The sequence below is a fragment of the Geodermatophilus sp. SYSU D00079 genome, assembly GCF_054050635.1.
Map to the genome: position 1 here is coordinate 20509 of NZ_JBJGZS010000021.1, position 18238 is coordinate 38746.

Annotated in this window: 16 protein-coding genes; 9 read left to right on the forward strand and 7 right to left on the reverse strand. The window is 77.3% G+C overall.

The window, feature by feature from the left end:
• Positions 1–14 precede the first annotated feature (14 nt).
• The 6 genes from ACI79E_RS16255 to ACI79E_RS16280 all read left to right on the forward strand — a co-directional run bounded on the left by ACI79E_RS16255 (position 15) and on the right by ACI79E_RS16280 (position 6670).
• A complete protein-coding gene (locus ACI79E_RS16255) occupies positions 15–1118 on the forward strand; it encodes an NAD(P)-dependent alcohol dehydrogenase (RefSeq protein ID WP_456933604.1) in 1104 nt (367 codons plus the stop codon).
• Between the two features lie 188 nt (positions 1119–1306).
• On the forward strand, positions 1307–2425 hold the full coding sequence (locus ACI79E_RS16260; RefSeq protein ID WP_456933605.1) for a glycosyltransferase family 4 protein: 1119 nt from the start codon (positions 1307–1309) through the stop codon (positions 2423–2425).
• The gene (locus ACI79E_RS16265; RefSeq protein WP_456933606.1) at positions 2422–3393 is read left to right on the forward strand and encodes a Gfo/Idh/MocA family protein; all 972 of its coding nucleotides are present in this window, start codon (positions 2422–2424) and stop codon (positions 3391–3393) included. The genes ACI79E_RS16260 and ACI79E_RS16265 overlap by 4 nt, the downstream gene beginning before the upstream one ends.
• A gap of 10 nt (positions 3394–3403) precedes the next feature.
• Positions 3404–4513 carry a zinc-dependent alcohol dehydrogenase gene (locus ACI79E_RS16270; protein WP_456933607.1) on the forward strand — a complete coding sequence of 370 codons (1110 nt, stop codon included), beginning with the start codon at positions 3404–3406 and terminating at the stop codon, positions 4511–4513.
• Between the two features lie 113 nt (positions 4514–4626).
• Complete coding sequence (locus ACI79E_RS16275) at positions 4627–5199, forward strand: hypothetical protein (protein WP_456933608.1); 573 nt, start codon at positions 4627–4629, stop codon at positions 5197–5199.
• Positions 5200–5245: 46 nt separating this feature from the next.
• Positions 5246–6670: an NADP-dependent succinic semialdehyde dehydrogenase gene (locus ACI79E_RS16280; protein WP_456933609.1), complete on the forward strand. Its 1425-nt coding sequence runs from the start codon at positions 5246–5248 to the stop codon at positions 6668–6670.
• Positions 6671–6722: 52 nt separating this feature from the next.
• On the opposite strand, the gene ACI79E_RS16285 is transcribed toward ACI79E_RS16280, so the two are convergent.
• Together ACI79E_RS16285 and pdxY are read right to left on the reverse strand one after the other, a co-directional pair.
• Entirely contained in the window at positions 6723–7649 is a 927-nt protein-coding gene (locus tag ACI79E_RS16285) for an alpha/beta fold hydrolase (RefSeq protein WP_456933610.1), read from the reverse strand.
• A gap of 71 nt (positions 7650–7720) precedes the next feature.
• Positions 7721–8572 (reverse strand): pyridoxal kinase PdxY, encoded by an 852-nt coding sequence (pdxY, locus tag ACI79E_RS16290; RefSeq protein WP_456933611.1) that lies wholly within the window; start codon positions 8570–8572, stop codon positions 7721–7723.
• A gap of 98 nt (positions 8573–8670) precedes the next feature.
• Here pdxY and ACI79E_RS16295 point away from each other — a divergent pair, with 98 nt between their 5' ends.
• Positions 8671–9846 carry a cysteine--tRNA ligase gene (locus ACI79E_RS16295; RefSeq protein WP_456933612.1) on the forward strand — a complete coding sequence of 392 codons (1176 nt, stop codon included), beginning with the start codon at positions 8671–8673 and terminating at the stop codon, positions 9844–9846.
• Between the two features lie 169 nt (positions 9847–10015).
• Positions 10016–10702 carry a response regulator gene (locus tag ACI79E_RS16300; protein ID WP_456933613.1) on the forward strand — a complete coding sequence of 229 codons (687 nt, stop codon included), beginning with the start codon at positions 10016–10018 and terminating at the stop codon, positions 10700–10702.
• Positions 10703–10712: 10 nt separating this feature from the next.
• On the opposite strand, the gene ACI79E_RS16305 is transcribed toward ACI79E_RS16300, so the two are convergent.
• The 3 genes from ACI79E_RS16305 to ACI79E_RS16315 all read right to left on the reverse strand — a co-directional run bounded on the left by ACI79E_RS16305 (position 10713) and on the right by ACI79E_RS16315 (position 14041).
• Positions 10713–12395, reverse strand: coding sequence for a GAF domain-containing protein (locus ACI79E_RS16305; RefSeq protein ID WP_456933614.1), 1683 nt, complete (start codon positions 12393–12395; stop codon positions 10713–10715).
• 85 nt (positions 12396–12480) lie between these two features.
• Positions 12481–12972 carry a pyridoxamine 5'-phosphate oxidase family protein gene (locus ACI79E_RS16310; RefSeq protein WP_456933615.1) on the reverse strand — a complete coding sequence of 164 codons (492 nt, stop codon included), beginning with the start codon at positions 12970–12972 and terminating at the stop codon, positions 12481–12483.
• 178 nt (positions 12973–13150) lie between these two features.
• A complete protein-coding gene (locus tag ACI79E_RS16315) occupies positions 13151–14041 on the reverse strand; it encodes a universal stress protein (protein ID WP_456933616.1) in 891 nt (296 codons plus the stop codon).
• Between the two features lie 203 nt (positions 14042–14244).
• Between ACI79E_RS16315 and ACI79E_RS16320 the strand changes: the two genes are divergently transcribed.
• Complete coding sequence (locus tag ACI79E_RS16320) at positions 14245–15171, forward strand: universal stress protein (protein WP_456933617.1); 927 nt, start codon at positions 14245–14247, stop codon at positions 15169–15171.
• On the opposite strand, the gene ACI79E_RS16325 is transcribed toward ACI79E_RS16320, so the two are convergent.
• Together ACI79E_RS16325 and ACI79E_RS16330 are read right to left on the reverse strand one after the other, a co-directional pair.
• Positions 15128–15790 carry a phosphatase PAP2 family protein gene (locus ACI79E_RS16325; protein ID WP_456933618.1) on the reverse strand — a complete coding sequence of 221 codons (663 nt, stop codon included), beginning with the start codon at positions 15788–15790 and terminating at the stop codon, positions 15128–15130. The two genes, ACI79E_RS16320 and ACI79E_RS16325, sit on opposite strands and share 44 nt — an antisense overlap.
• Positions 15787–18186 (reverse strand): phosphatase PAP2 family protein, encoded by a 2400-nt coding sequence (locus ACI79E_RS16330; RefSeq protein WP_456933619.1) that lies wholly within the window; start codon positions 18184–18186, stop codon positions 15787–15789. Before ACI79E_RS16330 ends, ACI79E_RS16325 begins: the two co-directional genes overlap by 4 nt.
• Positions 18187–18238 lie beyond the last annotated feature (52 nt).

An 18238-nucleotide genomic window follows, 5' to 3' on the forward strand; every position in this document is an offset into this window, starting at 1 on the left:
TGAGAGGAACCCGCGTGGAGATCACCGCTGCCGTCGTCGAGGAGCTGCACGGACCGTTCGTCATCCGGGACGTCGAGATCGACGAGCCCGGCCCCGGCGACGTGCTGGTGAAGGTGGCGGCCACCGGCTTCTGCCACACCGACGGCATCGCCCGCGACGGCGACCTGCCCTTCCCCCTGCCCGGGGTGCTCGGCCACGAGGGCGCCGGCACGGTCGTGGCGGTGGGCGAGGGCGTCACCGGCGTCCGCGAGGGGCAGGCGGTCGTGCTCGGCTGGCCGTACTGCGGCGACTGCCGCAACTGCCTGGCCGGGCAGCCGCGCTACTGCCTGCGCACGGGCGAGCTGGTCGGCGGCGGCTCCCGGCTGGGCGGCACCTCCGCGCTGCGCACCCGGGACGGCGGTCCGCTGGCCAGCCACTTCTTCGGCCAGTCCTCGTTCGCCACGTACTCGATGACCACCGCCTCCTCGCTGGTGCCCGTCCCCGACGGGCTGCCGGTGGAGCTCATGGGCCCGCTGGCCTGCGGCCTGGCCACCGGCGCCGGGGCGGTGTTCAACACCCTGCGCCCCGAGCCGGGCAGCTCGATCGTCGTCTACGGCGCGGGCACCGTCGGCCTGGCCGCGGTGATGGCGGCCCGCAACTCCGCGGCGACGACGATCATCGCCGTCGACCGGCACGCCTCCCGGCTGCGGCTGGCCACCGACCTCGGCGCCACCCACGTCGTCGACGCCACCGACACCGACGCGGTGCAGGCGGTGACCGACATCTGCGGCGGCCCGGCCGACGCCGCCCTCGACTGCACCGGCGCCCTCCCCGTCATCCGCCAGGCCATCGACTCGGTCGGCATGCTCGGCACGGCGCTGCTCATCGGCGGCGCGCCGGCCGGGGCGGAGTTCAGCGCCGACCACATGACCACCCTGTGGGGCAAGACGATCCGCGGCACGCTCGGCGGCAGCGGGCACGGCCAGCAGCTGATCGCCGCGCTCATGGACCTGCACGCCCAGGGCCGGTTCCCGTTCGAGCGGCTGGTCGAGTACTTCCCGCTCGAGCGCATCGAGGACGCCGTCGAGGCCTCCTACAGCGGCGCGGTCGTCAAGCCGGTCCTGCGCATGCCGGAGTGACGCCGACGTCCCGGCCGGCGGCCCGACCGCCGGCCGGGACGGCGACCCGCGGCGGGGTGCGCCCTGCCCCCGACACGCCCGGACGCAGATCCCGGTGGGGCACCATCTGTCCCGCGACGCGGTGGGCCGCTACCTTCCTCCACCCCGGGCCGCTGCCAGCGGAGCCCTGACAGCGGTGGAGGGCAACGGTGCCCGGACGTCGATCGATCTGCCTCTACACGCCCTCCACCGACCCCTCGGGCATGGGCGCGCACATGGTGGACCTGCTCGCCGAGTACGCCGGGACCGCCGAGCTCGCACTGATGATGCGGCCGACCGTCGGGGGGCGGCGGCTGCTGGACCGGGCCGCCGCGCTGGGCGCCCGCACCGTCGAACTGCCCTCGCCCCGCCACCCCGCCTTCGCCGAGGTGGTCACCGGGTTCCTCGCCGAGCACCCGGCCGACGTCTTCCACTGCCACGTCGGCACCGGGGCGGAGAACTGGGACGGCGTCCGGCTGGCCCGCCGCGCCGGCTGCCGGGCGGTCCTGCAGACCCAGCACTTGCCCTACCTGGTCGCGCACCCCCGCAAGCGGCGCGCCTACCGGCACGCCATCGAGGAGGTCGACCGGCTGATCGCCGTCTCGGAGGGGCTGCGCCGCACCTACCACCGGATCGGCGTCCCGCCGGAGCGGTTCACCACCGTGCCCAACGGCGTCGCGCCGCTGCACGCCCGGCTCGGCCGGGACGCCGCCCGTGCCGCCCTCGGCCTGGACCCGCGGCAGCCGGTCGTCATGACGCTGGGCCGGCTGACCCACATGAAGGGCCAGTGGCACCTGGTCGACGCGGTGCCCGGGCTGCTGGCCGCGTTCCCGGACCTCGCCGTCGTCCTGGTCGGCGACGGGCCGCTGCGGCAGGCGCTGGAGAAGCGGGCGGCGGCACTGGGCGTGGCCGGCGCCGTCCGGTTCGCCGGCCACCGGACCGACGCGCGGCAGCTGCTGGACGCCGCCGACGTCTTCGTGCTGCCGTCGCGGCACGAGGGGATGCCGCTGGTGGCGCTGGAGGCGATGGAGGCCGGCCTGCCGGTCGTGGCCACCCGGGTGATCGGCAGCGAGGAGGTCGTCGTGGACGGGCGCACCGGGGCACTCGTCCGGCCCGGGGACCCGGCCGCGCTCGGTGCCGCGCTCGCCCGGCTGCTCGCCGATCCCGGCCTGCGCCGCCGGCAGGGCGCCGCCGGCCGGTGCCGCTACCTGGCCGGCTTCACGCGGGAGCGGATGGCCGCGGACACCGCCGCGGTCTACGAGGCGACGCTGCGCGGGGTGCGGCGGTGAGCCGGCTGCGGGTGGGGGTGGTGGGCACCGGCTTCATCGCCGGCCGGCACCTGGCCGCGCTGTCCGGGTTCGACGACGTCGAGGTCGTCGCCGTCGCCGACCCGGTGCGGGAGCGGGCCGAGGTGGCGGCCGCGCGCGTCGGGGCCCGCTGCCACGACGACGGCGCGACGCTGCTGGCGACCGAGGACCTCGACGCCGTGTGGCTGTGCGTGCCCCCGTTCGCCCACGGCCCGCTGGAGACGGCGGCCGCCGACCGGGGCCTGCCCTTCTTCGTGGAGAAGCCGCTGGCCCTCGACCTGGACACCGCCCGTGCCGTCGCCCGGCAGGTGGAGGAGGCCGGCCTCACCACCGCCGTCGGCTACCACTGGCGGCACCTGGACGTCGTCGCCCGCGCGGCGGAGCTGCTGCCGCCGGACACGGCGGCGCTGGTGACCGGCTCGTGGCTGGACCGGACCCCCGCGGCGCCCTGGTGGTCCCGCCGCGACGGCTCGGGCGGGCAGGTGGTCGAGCAGACCACGCACCTGTTCGACCTGGCGCGGTTGCTGGCCGGCGAGGTGGTGTCGGTCGCCGCCGCCGAGCGGCCCGCCGGGGCCGACGGCGAGGTGCCCACCGCCGCGGTCGCGGTGCTGGCCTTCGCCTCGGGAGCGGTGGGCAGCATCGCCTCCACCCGGGTCCTCGCCCGGCGGCACGCGGTGGGCCTGCAGGTGGTCGCCGAGGGGCGCGTGGTGGAGCTGTGCGAGCGCAGCCTGGACGACCACGAGCTGCGGGTGGTCACCTCCGACGGCGAGGAGGTGCACCGCACCGACGTCGACCCGGTCGCCGTCGAGGACCGGCAGTTCCTCGACGTGCTGCTGGGCCGGGCCGAGCGGGTCGCGGTGCCCTACGCCGAGGCGCTGCGGACGCACGCGCTGGCCTGCGCCGCGGACGAGGCCGCGCGCACCGGCGTGCCGGTCCGCCCGGACTGCTGAGGGGGACGGCATGGGGGAGCGGCCGATCCGGTCGATCGGCGTGGTGGCGCCGGGACGGCCGGAGCTGATCGACGACGTCGAGCCGGAGCCCGGACCGGAGCAGGCGTGGGTGCGCACCGAGTGGAGCGGGGTCAGCGCGGGGACCGAGGTGGCCCTGGTCCGCGGCACCGATCCGCAGCACCGGCTGCACTGGGACCCGGAGCTGCGGGTCTTCGACCCCGACCGGGAGCCCGCGCCCTACCCGGTGCGCTCCCTCGGCTACATGGAGGTCGGCCGGGTGACCGAGAGCCGCACGCCGGCCCTGGTCGAGGGGGCCCTCGTCGCCATGGCGTACGGGCACCGCACCGGCCGGTGCGCCGACCCGGCCCGCGTGCCCGTCCTGCCGGTGCCCGACGACCTGGACCCGGTCCTCGGCGTGTACCTCGCCCAGATGGGGCCGATCTGCGTCAACGGCCTGCTGCACGCCGCCGCCGACCTGGCCGGCCCCGCGGCCGGGGTCGACGCCGGCGTGCGCGACCGCTGCGTGCTGGTGACCGGCGCCGGGGTCATCGGCCTGCTGACCGCCCTGCTGGCGGCCCGGCACGGGGCCGCGGAGGTCGTCGTCGCGGAGCCCTCCGCCGCCCGCCGCGCCGTCGCCGCGGCGCTGGGGCTGACCGTGCTGGACGACGCGGACGGGACGGCCTGGCGGGCGGTCAAGCAGCGGTGGCGGCACGGTCCCGGGGACGCCGGCGCCGACGTCGTCCTCCAGTGCCGCGGCCACGACGCCGCGCTGGCCACGGCGCTCAAGGCGCTGCGCCCGCAGGGCACCGTCGTCGACCTGGGCTTCTACCAGGCCGGGGCCGAGGCGGTGCGGCTCGGCGAGGAGTTCCACCACAACGGCCTGGCCGTCGTCTGCGCGCAGATCGGGCGGGTGCCCCGCGGGATGGCCGCCGCCTGGCCCCGGGCGGCGCTGGCGGAGGTCACCCTCGACCTGCTGCGGGCCCGCGGGGACGACGTCCGCACCCACCTGGTCACCGACGTCGTCCCGTTCGAGGAGGGACCGCGGCTGCTCGCCGACCTCGCCGGGCGCCGCCGGGCCGCGCCACCCCTGCAGGCGGTGCTGCAGTTCCCCCTCGGCTGACGGGTGCCGTGACGGACCCACTTGTTCCGGAAACCCCGGAGGGGGATCGTCCGGTGCAACGCCGCGGACGCCGGGAGGCCGGGCTGCGCGGCGGCTCCAGGAGAGGGGCCGTCATGGAGTGGGTCATCGTCAGCGTCGTCGGCTTCGCGCTCGTCACCGGGTTGGTCATCGTGCTGGCCCGGGGCAACACCGCCCGCTGGGAACGGGACCGCCGCGCCGCCCGGGCCGCGGCGCCGCCCCCGGAGCCGACGTGGCAGCAGCTGGCGGCGGCCCGCCTGCACGCGGGCCTCACGCGCGGCGCCGAGCGGGTCCACCTGCCGCACCTGCCGCGCGGGCGGGTCGCGCTGCGCCTGCCGCACCTCCCGCACCTGCCGCACGGGCGGGTCGCGCTGCGCCTGCCGCACGTCCCGCACCTGACGGTCCGGCGGCCGCACCTCCCGCACGGCCTCCGCCTCCCGCTCCGGCGCTCCACGCGTGTGCGCCCGGGCCGATCGGGGAACCGGACCGGCATGTCGAAGAAGCCCAACCAGCAGGAGCAGCAGGCGGCCGCCCGCCAGGCGAAGAAGGAGGGGATGTCACCGAGCGAGGCCGGCGCGACCACGGGCGCCTCCAAGCAGACGCGGCACGTCGCGCACGGGGACGACCGGCACGAGCACTCCAGCGCCCAGGGCAAGAGCAAGACCTGACCTCCGGGAGACGCCCGCACCCGCAGCACCCCGACGGGAGGACCCCATGGCCATCGCCACCATCAACCCGGCCACCGGCGAGACGCTCAAGACCTACGAGCCGCTGTCCGACGAGGCGCTGGAGGACAAGCTCGCCCGCGCCGCCGCCGCCTTCGCCGGGTACCGGCTGACCGCGCCGGGACAGCGCGCCGGCTGGCTGCGCAGCGCGGCCGACGTGCTCGAGGCCGACACCGACGCGGTCGCCGAGCTCATGACCACCGAGATGGGCAAGACGCTGGCCTCGGCCAAGGCCGAGGTCGGCAAGTGCGTCAAGGCCCTGCGCTACTACGCCGAGCACGGTGAGGCCTACCTGCAGCCCCAGCCCGCCGACGCGGCGGCGGTCGGGGCCGAGGAGGCCTACGTCGTCCACCAGCCGCTGGGCGTGGTGCTGGCGATCATGCCGTGGAACTTCCCGCTGTGGCAGGCGATGCGCTTCGCCGCACCGGCGCTCATGGCCGGCAACGTCGGCCTGCTCAAGCACGCCAGCAACGTGCCGCAGACCGCGCTGTACATGGAGGAGCTGTTCCGCAAGGCCGGCTTCCCGGCCGACGTGTTCCAGACCCTGCTGATCGGCTCGCGGACCGTCGAGCGGGTGATCCGGGACGACCGGGTGGTCGCCGCGACCCTCACCGGCAGCGGGCCGGCCGGGCAGTCGGTGGCCGCGATCGCCGGTGACGCGCTGAAGAAGACGGTGCTCGAGCTCGGCGGCAGCGACCCCTTCATCGTCATGCCCTCGGCGGACCTGGACAAGGCGGCCGAGGTCGCGGTCACCGCGCGCTGCCAGAACAACGGGCAGAGCTGCATCGCGGCCAAGCGCTTCTTCGTCCACGCCGACGTCGCCGAGGAGTTCACCCGCCTGTTCGCCGAGAAGATGGCGGCCCTGACGGTGGGCGACCCGATGGACGAGGGCACGAAGGTGGGCCCGCTGGCCACCGAGGACGGGCTGGCCGACGTCGAGCGCTACGTGCAGGACGCCGTCGACAAGGGCGCGACCGTCGTCGTCGGCGGGAAGCGGGTGGACCGCCCCGGATGGTTCTACGAACCCACCCTCGTCACGGGCGTCACCCCCGAGATGGCGATGCACTCGGAGGAGGTCTTCGGCCCCGTCGCGGCCCTCTATCCCGTCGCCGACCTCGACGAGGCGATCCGGATCGCCAACGACCACGTGTACGGGCTGGGCGCCAACCTGTGGAGCGAGGACCAGGACGAGCGGATGCGGTTCATCCGCGACGTCCAGTCCGGCATGGCGTTCGTCAACGGGATGGTGACCAGCTACCCGGAGCTGCCCTTCGGCGGGGTCAAGCAGAGCGGCTACGGCCGTGAGCTGACCGAGGTGGGCATGTACGAGTTCACCAACGCCAAGACGGTGTGGATCGGCCCGCCCAGCCGGCAGCAGGGCGAGGGCGACACCGCCGCGGCCGCCTCCGAGTGAGCCCGTCGGCCGGACGCCGGGCAACGGCGTCCGGCCGCCGCACAAGGTGCCGCTAGGGCCGCGCCACGTCCCCCGCCTGCCGGTCCGCCAGCCACCGGAGGATGCGCTCCGCCGTGCCCGCCGCGTCCTCCAGGTGCGGCAGGTGCCCGACCCCGGGCAGCACCTCCAGGCGCCAGTCCGGCCGGGTGGCCGCGAGGGCGCGGGCGGAGGCGACCGGCGCCAGCGGGTCGTCCTCACCCTGCAGGTAGAGCGTGGGGGCGGCGACGCGGGCGACGGTCTCGCGGAACCGCCGGGGCCGCATGAGCAGGGCCATCGTGTCGGTGATGCCCCGCCACTGGACGGCCTGCGCCGCCGCGGCGTCCGGCCGGCCGGCCCGCTCCCGGGTCTCGGCCACCACGGCGCGGACCAGGTCGGGCGGGAGCCGGTCGCCGTGCGGCGTGGCCTGGCGCACCTGCTGGGCGACCACCTCCTCCGGCGTCATCCGGCGCAGCCGGGCGGCGACGGCGCGCTCGACCGGCGGGAGGCGCAGGAACGCCCGCCGGGCGGCGAGCACCGGGTCCAGCGGCAGCCGGGTCGGGCGGGGCACCGGTGGCCCGATCAGCACCAGCCGGTCCACCGTCTCGGGGGCCTCGGCCGCGTGCAGCACCGCGAGGACGCCGCCCATCGACTGGGCCACCAGGACGACCGGTGCGCCGACCACCTGCTCGACGAACCGCCCGATCAGCCGCCGGTTGCCCGCCGCGGAGCCGGCCGCGGAGCGGCCGTGGCCCAGCAGGTCGACGGCGACCACCCGGCGGTCGCGGGCCAGCAGGGGCCCGAGCAGCGCGAAGCCCAGCGCGGAGGAGCCCAGGCCGTGCACGCACAGCACGGGCAGGGCGCCGTCCGTGCCGCCGGTGTCCAGGAAGTGCACGGGGTCGCCGGCGAGGTCCACGGTCGCGGACCGGGTGTCCGGGGGCCAGGGGGCGGGCTGCGGGTCCACGGTGACTCCTCCTGTCCGGCCCGTCCCGGGGCCCGGGCCGGGCGGGCCGGGCGGGAGGACGGGGGCCTCCTTCAGACCTCGTCGACGTCGAACGTGCGGGAGGGTGCCACGAACTCCTCCTGCGCGGCGACCAGCAGGATCTCCCGCGACCCGGCGTCCTCGGTGCGCTTGAGCAGCCCGTACACCGACGCCGCCGCCCGGCCCAGCGCCTGCCCGGCGTCCCGGGTGTCGAGCCAGTGCGCGAGGAACAGCGCCGCGATCGCGTCGCCGGCGCCGTTCACCGCGACGTCCAGCCGCGGGGTGCGCACCCGGAAGTGCCGGCCGCCCTCGGAGGCCAGCAGGTCGACGGCGTCGTCCGGGGTGTCGTCGGTGACCAGGGACGTCGTCAGGACCACCCGGGGCCCCAGCGCCTGGACGGCGGCCACCGCCTCGGTCACCTCGGCCAGCGTGCGGGTGGTGCGGCCGGACAGCGCGTCGAGCTCGTAGTGGTTCGGCGTCACGATGTCGGCCACGGGGACGGCGACCTCGCGCATGAACTCGGGGATGCCGGGGCGGACGAACACCCCCCGGCCGACGTCGCCGATGACCGGGTCGCAGCAGTAGACCGCCGCGGGGTTGGCCGCGCGGACCCGCTGCACGGTCTGCACGACGGCGTGGCCGATGTCGGCCGAGCCGAGGTAGCCGGAGAGCACCGCGTCGCAGCTGCCGAGCACGCCGCGCTCGCTGATGCCCTGCACGACCTCCTCGATCGCCGGGCCGTCGAAGACGCGGCCGCGCCACTCGCCGTAGCCGGTGTGGTTGGAGAACTGCACCGTGTGCACCGGCCACACCTCGATGCCGAGGCGCTGCAGGGGGAACACGGCCGAGGCGTTGCCCACGTGCCCGTAGGCGACGTGCGACTGGATGGAGAGGACGGCGACCATGCGCAGAACCGTCGCACAGGTGCGGCCGCCGCCGACGGCCAGTTCCCGCGTCCGGGCTGCTGCGCACGCCTCCCGGGGAGGGCGGGCAGGATGGCGGCATGGCCCACCCACCCCTGAGCTCCTCCGGTGTCGTCGGCGTCGCCGGCCGGATCGACGAGCCGGTCGACGTCCGCACCGGTGACCTGCGCCTGGCCGGGCGGCCGCTGCCCGTGACCAGCCCGGCGCGGGTCTACGTCTGCGGCATCACCCCCTACGACGTGACCCACCTCGGGCACGCGGCGACGTTCGTGTGGGCCGACGTGCTCGGGGCGGTGCTGCGGATGGCCGGCGCCGACGTGGTGGCCAGCCGCAACGTCACCGACGTCGACGACGTGCTCACCCGCGCCGCCGACGCCCGCGGCCGGCACTACGACGAGTTCGCGCTCAGCCAGGAGTTCGCCTTCGAGCAGGACATGCGGGCCCTCGGCGTCCGGCCGCCGACCCACGCGCCGCGTGCCCGCCACCACATCCCGCACGTGCAGCAGCTGGCCGCGGCGCTGCTGCGGGCCGACCGGGCCTACGTCCGCGAGGGGCACGTCTTCTTCCGCGCCGGGGACGTCGCCGACCGCGCCGGCCTGGACGCCGCGCGCGCCCGGGAGCTGGCCGCCGAGTTCGGCGACGCCCCCGACGACCCGCTGCGCGAGGACCCGCTGGACGTGCCGGTGTGGCGGCCCTCCGGGGACCGCGACCCGGCGTGGCCCAGCCCGTGGGGCTGGGGGCGGCCCGGCTGGCACGCGGAGTGCGCGGCCATGGCGACGGCGACCCTCGGCCACGGCGTCGACGTCCTCGTGGGTGGGGCGGACCTCGCCTTCCCGCACCACGCCCACCAGACCGCGATGGCCGAGGCCGCCTCCGGGGTCGGGCCGTTCGCGCGGGCGCAGCTGCACGTCGGGGCGGTGTCGCAGGGCGGCGCCAAGATGGCCAAGTCGACCGGGAACCTCACGCTGGTCGCCGACCTGCTGCGGGTCACCACCGGCCCGGCGCTGCGCCTGCTGGTGCTGGACCGGCCGTGGTCGCAGCCGTGGGAGTACGAGCCGTCGCTGCTGGAGGGGGCGCAGGCGCGGCTGGACGCGTTGTTCTCCGCCGCCGGCCGGCCCTCAGCGTCGTCCACGGCCGGCCGGGAGGTCACCGACCGGCTGCTCGACGACCTCGACGTGCCCGGTGCCCTGGACGTCGCCGTCGCCGAGGGCGGGGACGCCGCGCGGCTGCTGATCCGGGTGCTGGCCCTCGGCTGACGCGCGGGGAGGCCGGTGGCCCGGCCCGGCGCTGCCGGCCGGCGGGGTCACCCGATCGGTGCGCACGTCACGAGGGACCTTCGACTCTGCGTGCGGAGGCCGATCTGCGCCCTAGCCTGTGCCGGAGCGGCCCCACGGGGGGCCAGGCGCGGAACGGACGGTGGGTCCGGTGGACGACGGTCGGCAGCGACGCCAGATCCGGGTCTTCCTCCTCGACGACCACGAGGTGGTCCGGCGGGGGGTGGCCGACGTCCTGGAGAGCGACCCGGACATCACCGTCGTCGGGGAGGCGAAGAACGCCACCGAGGCGCTGGCGCGGGTCCCCGCGCTGCGCCCCGACGTCGCCGTCCTCGACGTCCGGCTGCCCGACGGGGACGGCGTCTCGGTCTGCCGGGAGCTGCGGTCGCGGATGCCCGAGCTGCGGGTGGTGATGCTGACCAGCTACAGCGACGACGAGGCGCTGTTCGAGGCGATCATGGCCGGGGCCTCGGGCTACCTGCTCAAGCAGATCCTCGGCCAGGACCTGGTGGCCGGCATCCGCGCCGTGGCCGAGGGCGGGTCGCTGCTCGACCCCACGGCGACCACGGCGGTGCTGGAGCGGCTGCGCCGGGTGGCCGAGCCGGCCGGCCCGCTGGCCAAGCTCAGCGACCAGGAGCGCACGGTCCTGGAGCTGATCGGGGAGGGGCTGACCAACCGGCAGATCGGCGAGCGCATGTTCCTGGCGGAGAAGACGGTCAAGAACTACGTCTCCCACCTGCTGGCCAAGCTGGGCCTGGAGCGCCGCACGCAGGCCGCCGTCCTCGCGACCGAGCTGCGCGGCAGCGGCACCGGCAGCGCGGCGCGGACGGGGGCCTGAGCAGCCGGCGTCAGCGCAGCGGAGCCCACCAGCGCAGCCGGGTCCCGCCCTCGGCCAGCGGCTCGACAGTGGCCGCGCCGCCGCGGCGCCGCGCGCGGTCCTCCAGGTTGCGCAGCCCGCTGCGCGCGGCCCGCGGGGGGATGCCGCGGCCGTCGTCGACGACCTCGAGCACGACCTCCTCGGCCACGTCGAGGGTGACGGTGACGTGGTCGGCGCCGGAGTGCCGCGCCGCGTTGCTCACCGCCTCGCGGGTGACGGCCTCCAGGTCGGCGGCGAGGTCGCCGCTCACCAGGCTGTCGACGGCGCCGGACATCCGGACGGTGGGGTGCAGGTCGCGGCCCGCGGTCTCGGTGACGATGTCGAGCAGCCGCCGGCGCAGGCTGGCCGGCTGGTCGCCGTCGCTGGTGGTGTGCAGGTCGAAGATGGTGGTCCGAATGTCGCGGACGGTCTCGTCCAGCTGGTGCACGACCTGCCGGATCCGCCGCTGGGTCTCCGGGTCGGACACGCGGGGGAGCACCGACTGCAGGCTCAGGCCGGCGGCGAACACCCGCTGGATGACGTGGTCGTGCAGGTCCTGCGCGATGCGGTCGCGGTCGGCGTAGACGTCGAGCTGGCGGGCCAGCCGCTGGCGGGCGGCCATGTCGAGGGCGACCGCGGTCTGCTCGGCGAAGGTGCGCACCAGCGGCTCGAGGGCAGCGGGGAACGGGGGTGCGCCGGCCCGCCGGGCGGCGATGAGGACGGCGTCCTCGGTGGCGCTGCCCCGCAGCCGGACGCCGGTGCACGGGCCCCAGGCGACCTGCGGGTGCGGCCCGGCCCAGTCCAGCCCGCTGCTGTCGACGCTGACCACGGCGTCGGCCCCGGTGACCGCGTCGAGCACCGGGTTGTCGCCCGGGGCGAGCCGGACGCCGGTGGCGGGATGCAGCCCGTCGCCGCACTGCGCGCGGATCACGTAGCAGCCGTCGTCGCGGTCCGGGCCCACCAGCAGCCACGTGGCGTCGGCCCCGGTCAGCTCGGTAACCCGCTCGACGACCAGCGCCAGGGCGTCCTCCGCGGAACCGGTGCCGAGCAGGCAGGCGCGGACGTCGGACACCGCGGCGGTCCACTGCCGGCGCGACTCGCCCTCCTCGTACAGCCGGGCGTTGTCGATGGCGATGCCGGCGGCGCCGGCCAGGGCGGTCAGCACGGCCTCGTCCTCGGCGGTGAACTCGCCGTGGCGCTTCTCGGTCATGTAGAGGTTGCCGAACACCTCGCCGCGCACGAGCACGGGCACGCCGAGGAAGGACCGCATCTCGGGGTGGTGCGGCGGGAACCCCACGGAGGCGGCGTGCCGGCTCAGGTCGGGGATGCGCAGTGGGCGCGGCTCGGTGATGAGCTGCCCGAGGACGCCCTTGCCCTGGGGCAGCGAGCCCATCCGGGCCGCGAGCTCGTCGTCGATGCCGACGTGGACGAACGCGGCCAGCCCGCCGCCGGAGGACAGGACGCCGAGGGCACCGTAGCGGGCGTCGACCAGGTCGACGGCGGCCTCCACGATGCGCTTCAGGGTGGACTCGAGGTCCAGCCCGGTGGACACGCTGAGGAACGCGTCGAGCAGGTGCTGCACCCGGGTCTGGGTGCGGGCCACCGTGGCCAGACGGTCCTGCACCTCGTCGAGCAGCTCGGTCAGCCGCATGCCGGCCAGCGGGGACGCGCGCACGGGCGGTGCGGCGTCCACACCCGGCTCAGGCGGCATGAGCGGCCCCATTCCCTCGGCAGTTCCGAGACTGCCACGACCGCCGGGGTCAGGGGAAGGCGCTGCGCCGCCGCGCGGCCGCCGCGGGCTCGCCGTCGCCCAGCGGTGCGGGCACGGGGACGTCGGGTCGCGGGCCGGCGCGCCAGCCGGCGACCAGGCCGATGGCGACGCTGATGTAGCAGCGGTCGGGCCACACCTCCCGGCGCGGCCACGGCAGCCGGTCCAGCGCCGCGATCTCGGCCGGGTCGGTCACCGAGCGGGACGGGCCGACGACGGTCACCGTCCACCCGGTGCAGGTGTCGGGGTCCAGCGCGTCGACCTGGAAGGCGACCACCGTGCCGCTGACCCCCGGCACCAGGTGGCTGCACGAGCGGGACGGGATGACCACCTGGTCGCGGTGCACGCAGAAGGGGACCGGCGCGATCGCGGGGAGGGCGTCCCGGGTGTAGCCGAGGCGGCCGATGCGGACGGTCGTCAGCAGCGATCTGCACTCGGGGTCGTCGAGGTCCTCGACCACGTGGTCCGGGGCGGGGGACGGCACGGGGACCTCCTGGTCGCGCGGCGCGCGGAGGGGGTGGACGGGCCCCGCCGGTGGTTCGAGGGACCCTGCCCCGACTCTGCGGTGGGCGGGCCGCCCGGGCAGAGGGACCTACGTCCCGACCAGGGCGGCCAGTCGTCCCGTCGGCCCACGCCCGGACGGCCGCGGTGCGCGGCGGCGGTCACCGGGCCGCCACGGGGACGACGGCCACCGGGCAGCCTGCGCGGTGCAGGACCGCGTGCGTCGTCGAGCCCAGCCGGGCCAGCCGCCGGCGGCGGTGGCCGACGACGAGCAGCTGCGCGGTCAGGCCGGCGGCGACCAGCCCGGCCGCCGTCCGCTCCCGGACCACGACCTCCCGCACCTCGACCCCCGGCTGCCGCTCCCGCCACCCCGCGAGGGCCTCGGCGAGCACCCGCTGCTCGTCGGCGGCGACGCCCGCCCAGTCGACCAGCGGTCCCAGCGACTGCAGCGAGGGCTCCAGCGCGGCCTCCCGCCACGCGTGCACGGCCACCAGGTCGGTGCCCCGGGCGGCGGCCGCGGCGAAGGCGAAGGCGAGCACCTCCTCGTCACCGGGCCGACCCTCCACGCCGGCGACGACCGACCGCCGTCCGGTCACCCGCACCGCCGTCTCGTCGGGCAGGACGACGACCGGGCAGGGGGCGTCCAGCGCCAGGCCGGTGGCGGTCGAGCCCAGCAGGAGGCCCGCGACGCCGCCGGCGCCGCGGGCGCCGACGACGACCAGCTGGGCGCCCGCACCGGCGGCCCGCAGCGCCTCGACCGGGTCGCGGTCGTCGACCTGCCAGCGCACCCGCCCGGCGCCGAGCGCGGCCTCGGCCTCGGCGGCCGCCGCGCGCAGGGTCCTCTCCGCGCCGGTCTGCACGAGCCCGGGCAGGTCGACGTCCCCGAGGGGCGGCACGGGCCGGCCCGAGACCGGCCAGGACAGCGCGGTCAGCAGCAGCAGCGGAGCGTCGCGCAGGCGGGCCTCCTCGACCGCGAGAACCGTCGCGCGGGCCGCGCCCGCCGACCCGTCGACGCCCGCGACGACCGGGGCCATGACGTCTGGTGTCTGCACGGGTCCTCCTCGCCGCCGGTACGACCGGCCCGACGCTAGGGCGGGGGACGGCCGCCGGCCCAGGGCCGGCGGGGCGCCGGCGCCGCGACCAACGTCCTGACCGGCCGGGACGCTCGGCCCGCTGACACCGGTGGGTGCGTGGGCCAGGGTGGACGCCGCCCCGTCCGCCGTCCGGCGGGGCCGCTGGGCAGGAGGGCATCGGCATGGACCCGACCGGACCCACTCCCGGAGGCCACCGCGTCGTCGTGGGCGTGGACGGCTCGCCGGGCGCCCGCGGCGCGCTGGTGTGGGCGACGGGGACGGCCACGCGCACCGGCGCCCACCTCGAGGTGTTGTCCGCGTTCCCGGTGGAGCTCTCCTGGGCCGATCCGCAGCTGGTCGACCCCGGCCGGGTCGAGGCCGTCCGCGCCGACACCGCCGAGCGCGCGCGGGCGCTGGTCGCCGAGGTGCGGGCGGAGGTGGTGGGCGGGACCGACGTCCCGGTGGAGGTCGTCGTGGCTGCCGGCGCCCCCGCCGCCCACCTGGTCCAGCGGTCCGAGGGCGCGGACCTGCTCGTCGTCGGCAGCCGGGGTCGCGGCGCGGTCGCCAGCACCCTGCTGGGCTCGGTCGCGCTGCACTGCACCGCCCACGCCCGCTGCCCCGTGGTCGTCGTCCACCCCGTCCCCGCGCCGCCGCAACCCCGTGTGGTCGTGGGGCTCGACGACACGCGCGTCGCCCACCGCGCCCTGCTCCGCGCGGCCGAGGAGGCCGCCGGGCTCGGCGTGCGCCTGGAGGCCGTGGCGGCCTACCGGACACCCGAGTACTGGAGCGACCTGTACGCGGTGACCGCCGCACCGGCGGGCCTGACCCGCGACCAGGCGCTGGCCCGGGCGCACGAGGTCGTGGGCCGCGTGCTGGGCGACCGGCCGGAGGGCACCGCGCCGGAGGTCGCCGTCGACGTCGAGGAGGGCGCCCCCGCCGACGTGCTGGTCGGCCGCGCGGAGGGGGCGGCGCTGCTGGTGGTGGGCTCCCTCAGCCGCAGCCGGCTGCAGGGCATGGTCCTGGGCTCGGTGGCGCTGCACTGCGTGGTGCACGCGCGCGTCCCGGTCATGGTGGTGCACCCGGAGCAGCCCGCGACGGCGTCGCGCTGAGCCGTGTCCCCGGCACCCCGAGCAGCACGTCCAGCCCGGCGCCGACCGCCACCCCGAGGGCGGCGCCGCCGACGACGTCCAGCGGCGCGTGCGCGCCCAGGTACACCCGGGAGACGCAGACCAGCGCGGCGAGGACGACGAGCGCGACCCGCCACCGCCGCCGCACGTAGGGGGCCAGCAGGACGACGACCCCCGCCGCGACCACCGCGTGGCCGGACGGGTAGGCCACGCCGGCCGACGGCACGTCGCGCAGCACCGCGCCGGGGATGACCGACCCCGGCCGCTCCCGCTGCACCAGCCCCTTCACCAGCTCGCCGTGCACCAGCAGCTTGAGCGGCACCAGCAGGACCAGCCCCAGCGCCAGCCGCCACCGCCGCAGCAGCAGCGCCGGGACGGCGACCAGCAGCGGCACCCCGATGACGCCGAGCAGCTGCACCGCCCACAGCGGTCGTTCCCAGGTGCCGGGCCAGGTGTTGACCCAGGCGAAGACCGCCCGCTCGCCGGGGCCGACCTCACCCGAGGCGACCGCCCACGAGCACAGCGCCGCCACCGCGGCGCCCGTCAGCGCCAGCCCGGCGTCCGCCGGCCGACGGCGGTACGGGGCACCGGCCGCGGTCACGCGCCGAAGCGGTGCTCGAGGCGAGCGGTCAGCAGCGCGCCCAGCCCCGCCGGCAGCCAGGAGGTCAGCACCCGGAACGCCAGGGCGGCCGCGCAGGCGCTGGCCAGGGGGGCGCCCAGGGCAGTGAGCGCCAGCAGCAGCGCGACCTCGGCGGCACCGGGCGCGCCGGTCACCGGCAGCACCGTCCAGAGCAGGTGCAGGGCCGCGTAGACGCTGGCGGTGGTCAGCAGCGGCACCGACCCCCCGGCCGCGTGCATGGCCGCGGCCAGCGCCCCGGCCTCCAGCACGACCCCGGCGCTCGACCAGCCGAACTGGGCGCCCCACCGCCAGGGGACGCCGCCCGGCACCCGGGCCAGCGTGGCCAGCAGCGCGGGCAGCCGCCGCGGGCCCGGCGTGGGGTCGTGCCGGCGCGCCAGCCACTGGCCGGCGAGCACCAGCGCCCAGGCGGCCAGGCCGAGCGCGACCGCCGGCACCAGGGCCTCGGGGGCGTCCCAGTCGCCGAGCTGCCCCTCCACCCCGGCCATGACCAGCGTCCCGCAGGCGACGACCACCGCGGCGACGACCGCGCCGAGCAGGTACCGGTCGGTCGAGCGCCGGGCGTCGGCGGGCAGCACCCCGGCCCGTTCGAGGAACCGGGCCGCCGACCGGCGCCAGCCCTCGCCCCCGTGCAGCAGGGACGCCGTCTCCGCCACCAGGGAGGCGGCGTAGGTCCGGCCGAGCGCCAGCCGCCGCTCCACGGTCATCAGGGCGGCCGCAGCCCTGGCCGCACGGGCCAGGACGGCGAGGGCCAGCGCGGCACCCAGCCAGCGCCAGCCGCCGTCCTCCAGGACGTCGAGGAACTCCGTCGCCCCCGCCAACAGCGGCACCCCGACGAGGACCAGCCCGGCGCCGGCCGCCACGGCCAGGCGGGCGGCGGGGCCGGGGGGGCCGAACTCCGGCCGGTCGGGGTCGGGCAGCCCCAGCCGCTCCCGGAGCGCACGGCGCAGCGCCTCCAGCCGGGCGCGGTCCTCCCGCACCGCACCGCGGGTCACCGACGTGAGGCTCATGGGGGTGAGCTGCGGCAGCGCCGCGGCGACGGCGTCGGGCCCCAGCACGGCGACGGCGGCGTCGACCACGACCGCCGGGTCCGCGCGCAGCGCGAGGGAGGCCAGCAGCTCGGCGACGTCCCCGGCCATGGCGTCGTCGGAGGCGCCGGTGAGCGCGTTGCCGAAGTCGACCACCCAGGGCCGGCCGTCGGCGTCGACCAGGACGCTGGCCGTCCCGAGGTCGTGGTGGGCGACCCGGGCGGCCCGCAGCAGCGCCACCTGCCCCCACACGTCGGTCAGCAGGCCCGGCGTCAGCTCCCCGGGCGGCAGCCGGTCGAGCCCGCGGCCGGTCAGGAACTCCTGGACGACGACGGCGCCGCGGTCCTTGCCGCGGGCGAGCAGCACCCGCGGCACGTGGACCCCGCGCTCGCGGGCGATCATCGCCGCCACCGCCTCGTGCTCGGCCTGCTGGCCCAGGGGGGCGACGGCGTCGGCGTCCTTCACGTCGCGGACCGCCAGCAGCCGCCACAGCCGGTACAGCCAGTCCCGCTCCCGGCGGTCGGGCTCCAGCCACTTCACGTACAGCCGGCGGCCCCGCTCGTCGACGGCCTCGAAGGGGATCGAGCTGCGGGCCTGCACGGCAGCCGGCCGCACGTCGGTCACCGGCAGCCCGTAGTGCGCCAGCCAGCGCGCCACCCGCTCGGGCGGCACCTCCAGCCGCGGGACGCCGAGCAGCCAGTGCACCAGCGAGCCGATCGCCCAGCCCACGCCGAGCCCACCGACGACGTCGAGGGGCAGGTGGGCGCCGACGTAGACGCGGGCCAGGGCGACGGACCAGGCCAGCGCCCAGGCCGTGCGGCGGGCCCGCCGGGGCAGGTACGGCACGACGGCGGTGGCCAGCGCCGCGGCGACCGCCGAGTGGCCGGAGACGAACCCCAGGCCACCGACCGGGCCCTCGGGGAAGTACGCGTCGAGCGGGAACCCGCTGGGGCGCTCGCGTTGCACCACGCTCTTCACCAGGTCCGCGGCCAGGTAGGCCAGCACGCCGGAGACCAGCATGTCCCGCGCCATCCGCACCCGGCGGGTCAGCGCGGCGACGGTGGCGACCACCGGGACGGCGACGACGTTGCCCAGCTGCATGACCACCCAGACGACCGGGAAGACCTCCGGGGGCAGGTCGTTGACGACCTGGAACAGGTTGCGCTCGAAGACCGGCAGCCGGCCGCGCTGGGCGACGAGCAGACCCAGGCCCAGCACCGCCAGCCCGAGGACCACCCGCACCAGGTCCACCGGGTGCCGCTGGACCGGCCGCCGGTCGGTGTGCGGCGGCCGGACCGCCGCCTCGCCGGCGGGCAGGACGCGGGAGGTCATGGCGCGGCCCGCACGCCGGCGGCGCGCCGCCGCGGGCCCGGGCCCGCCGACC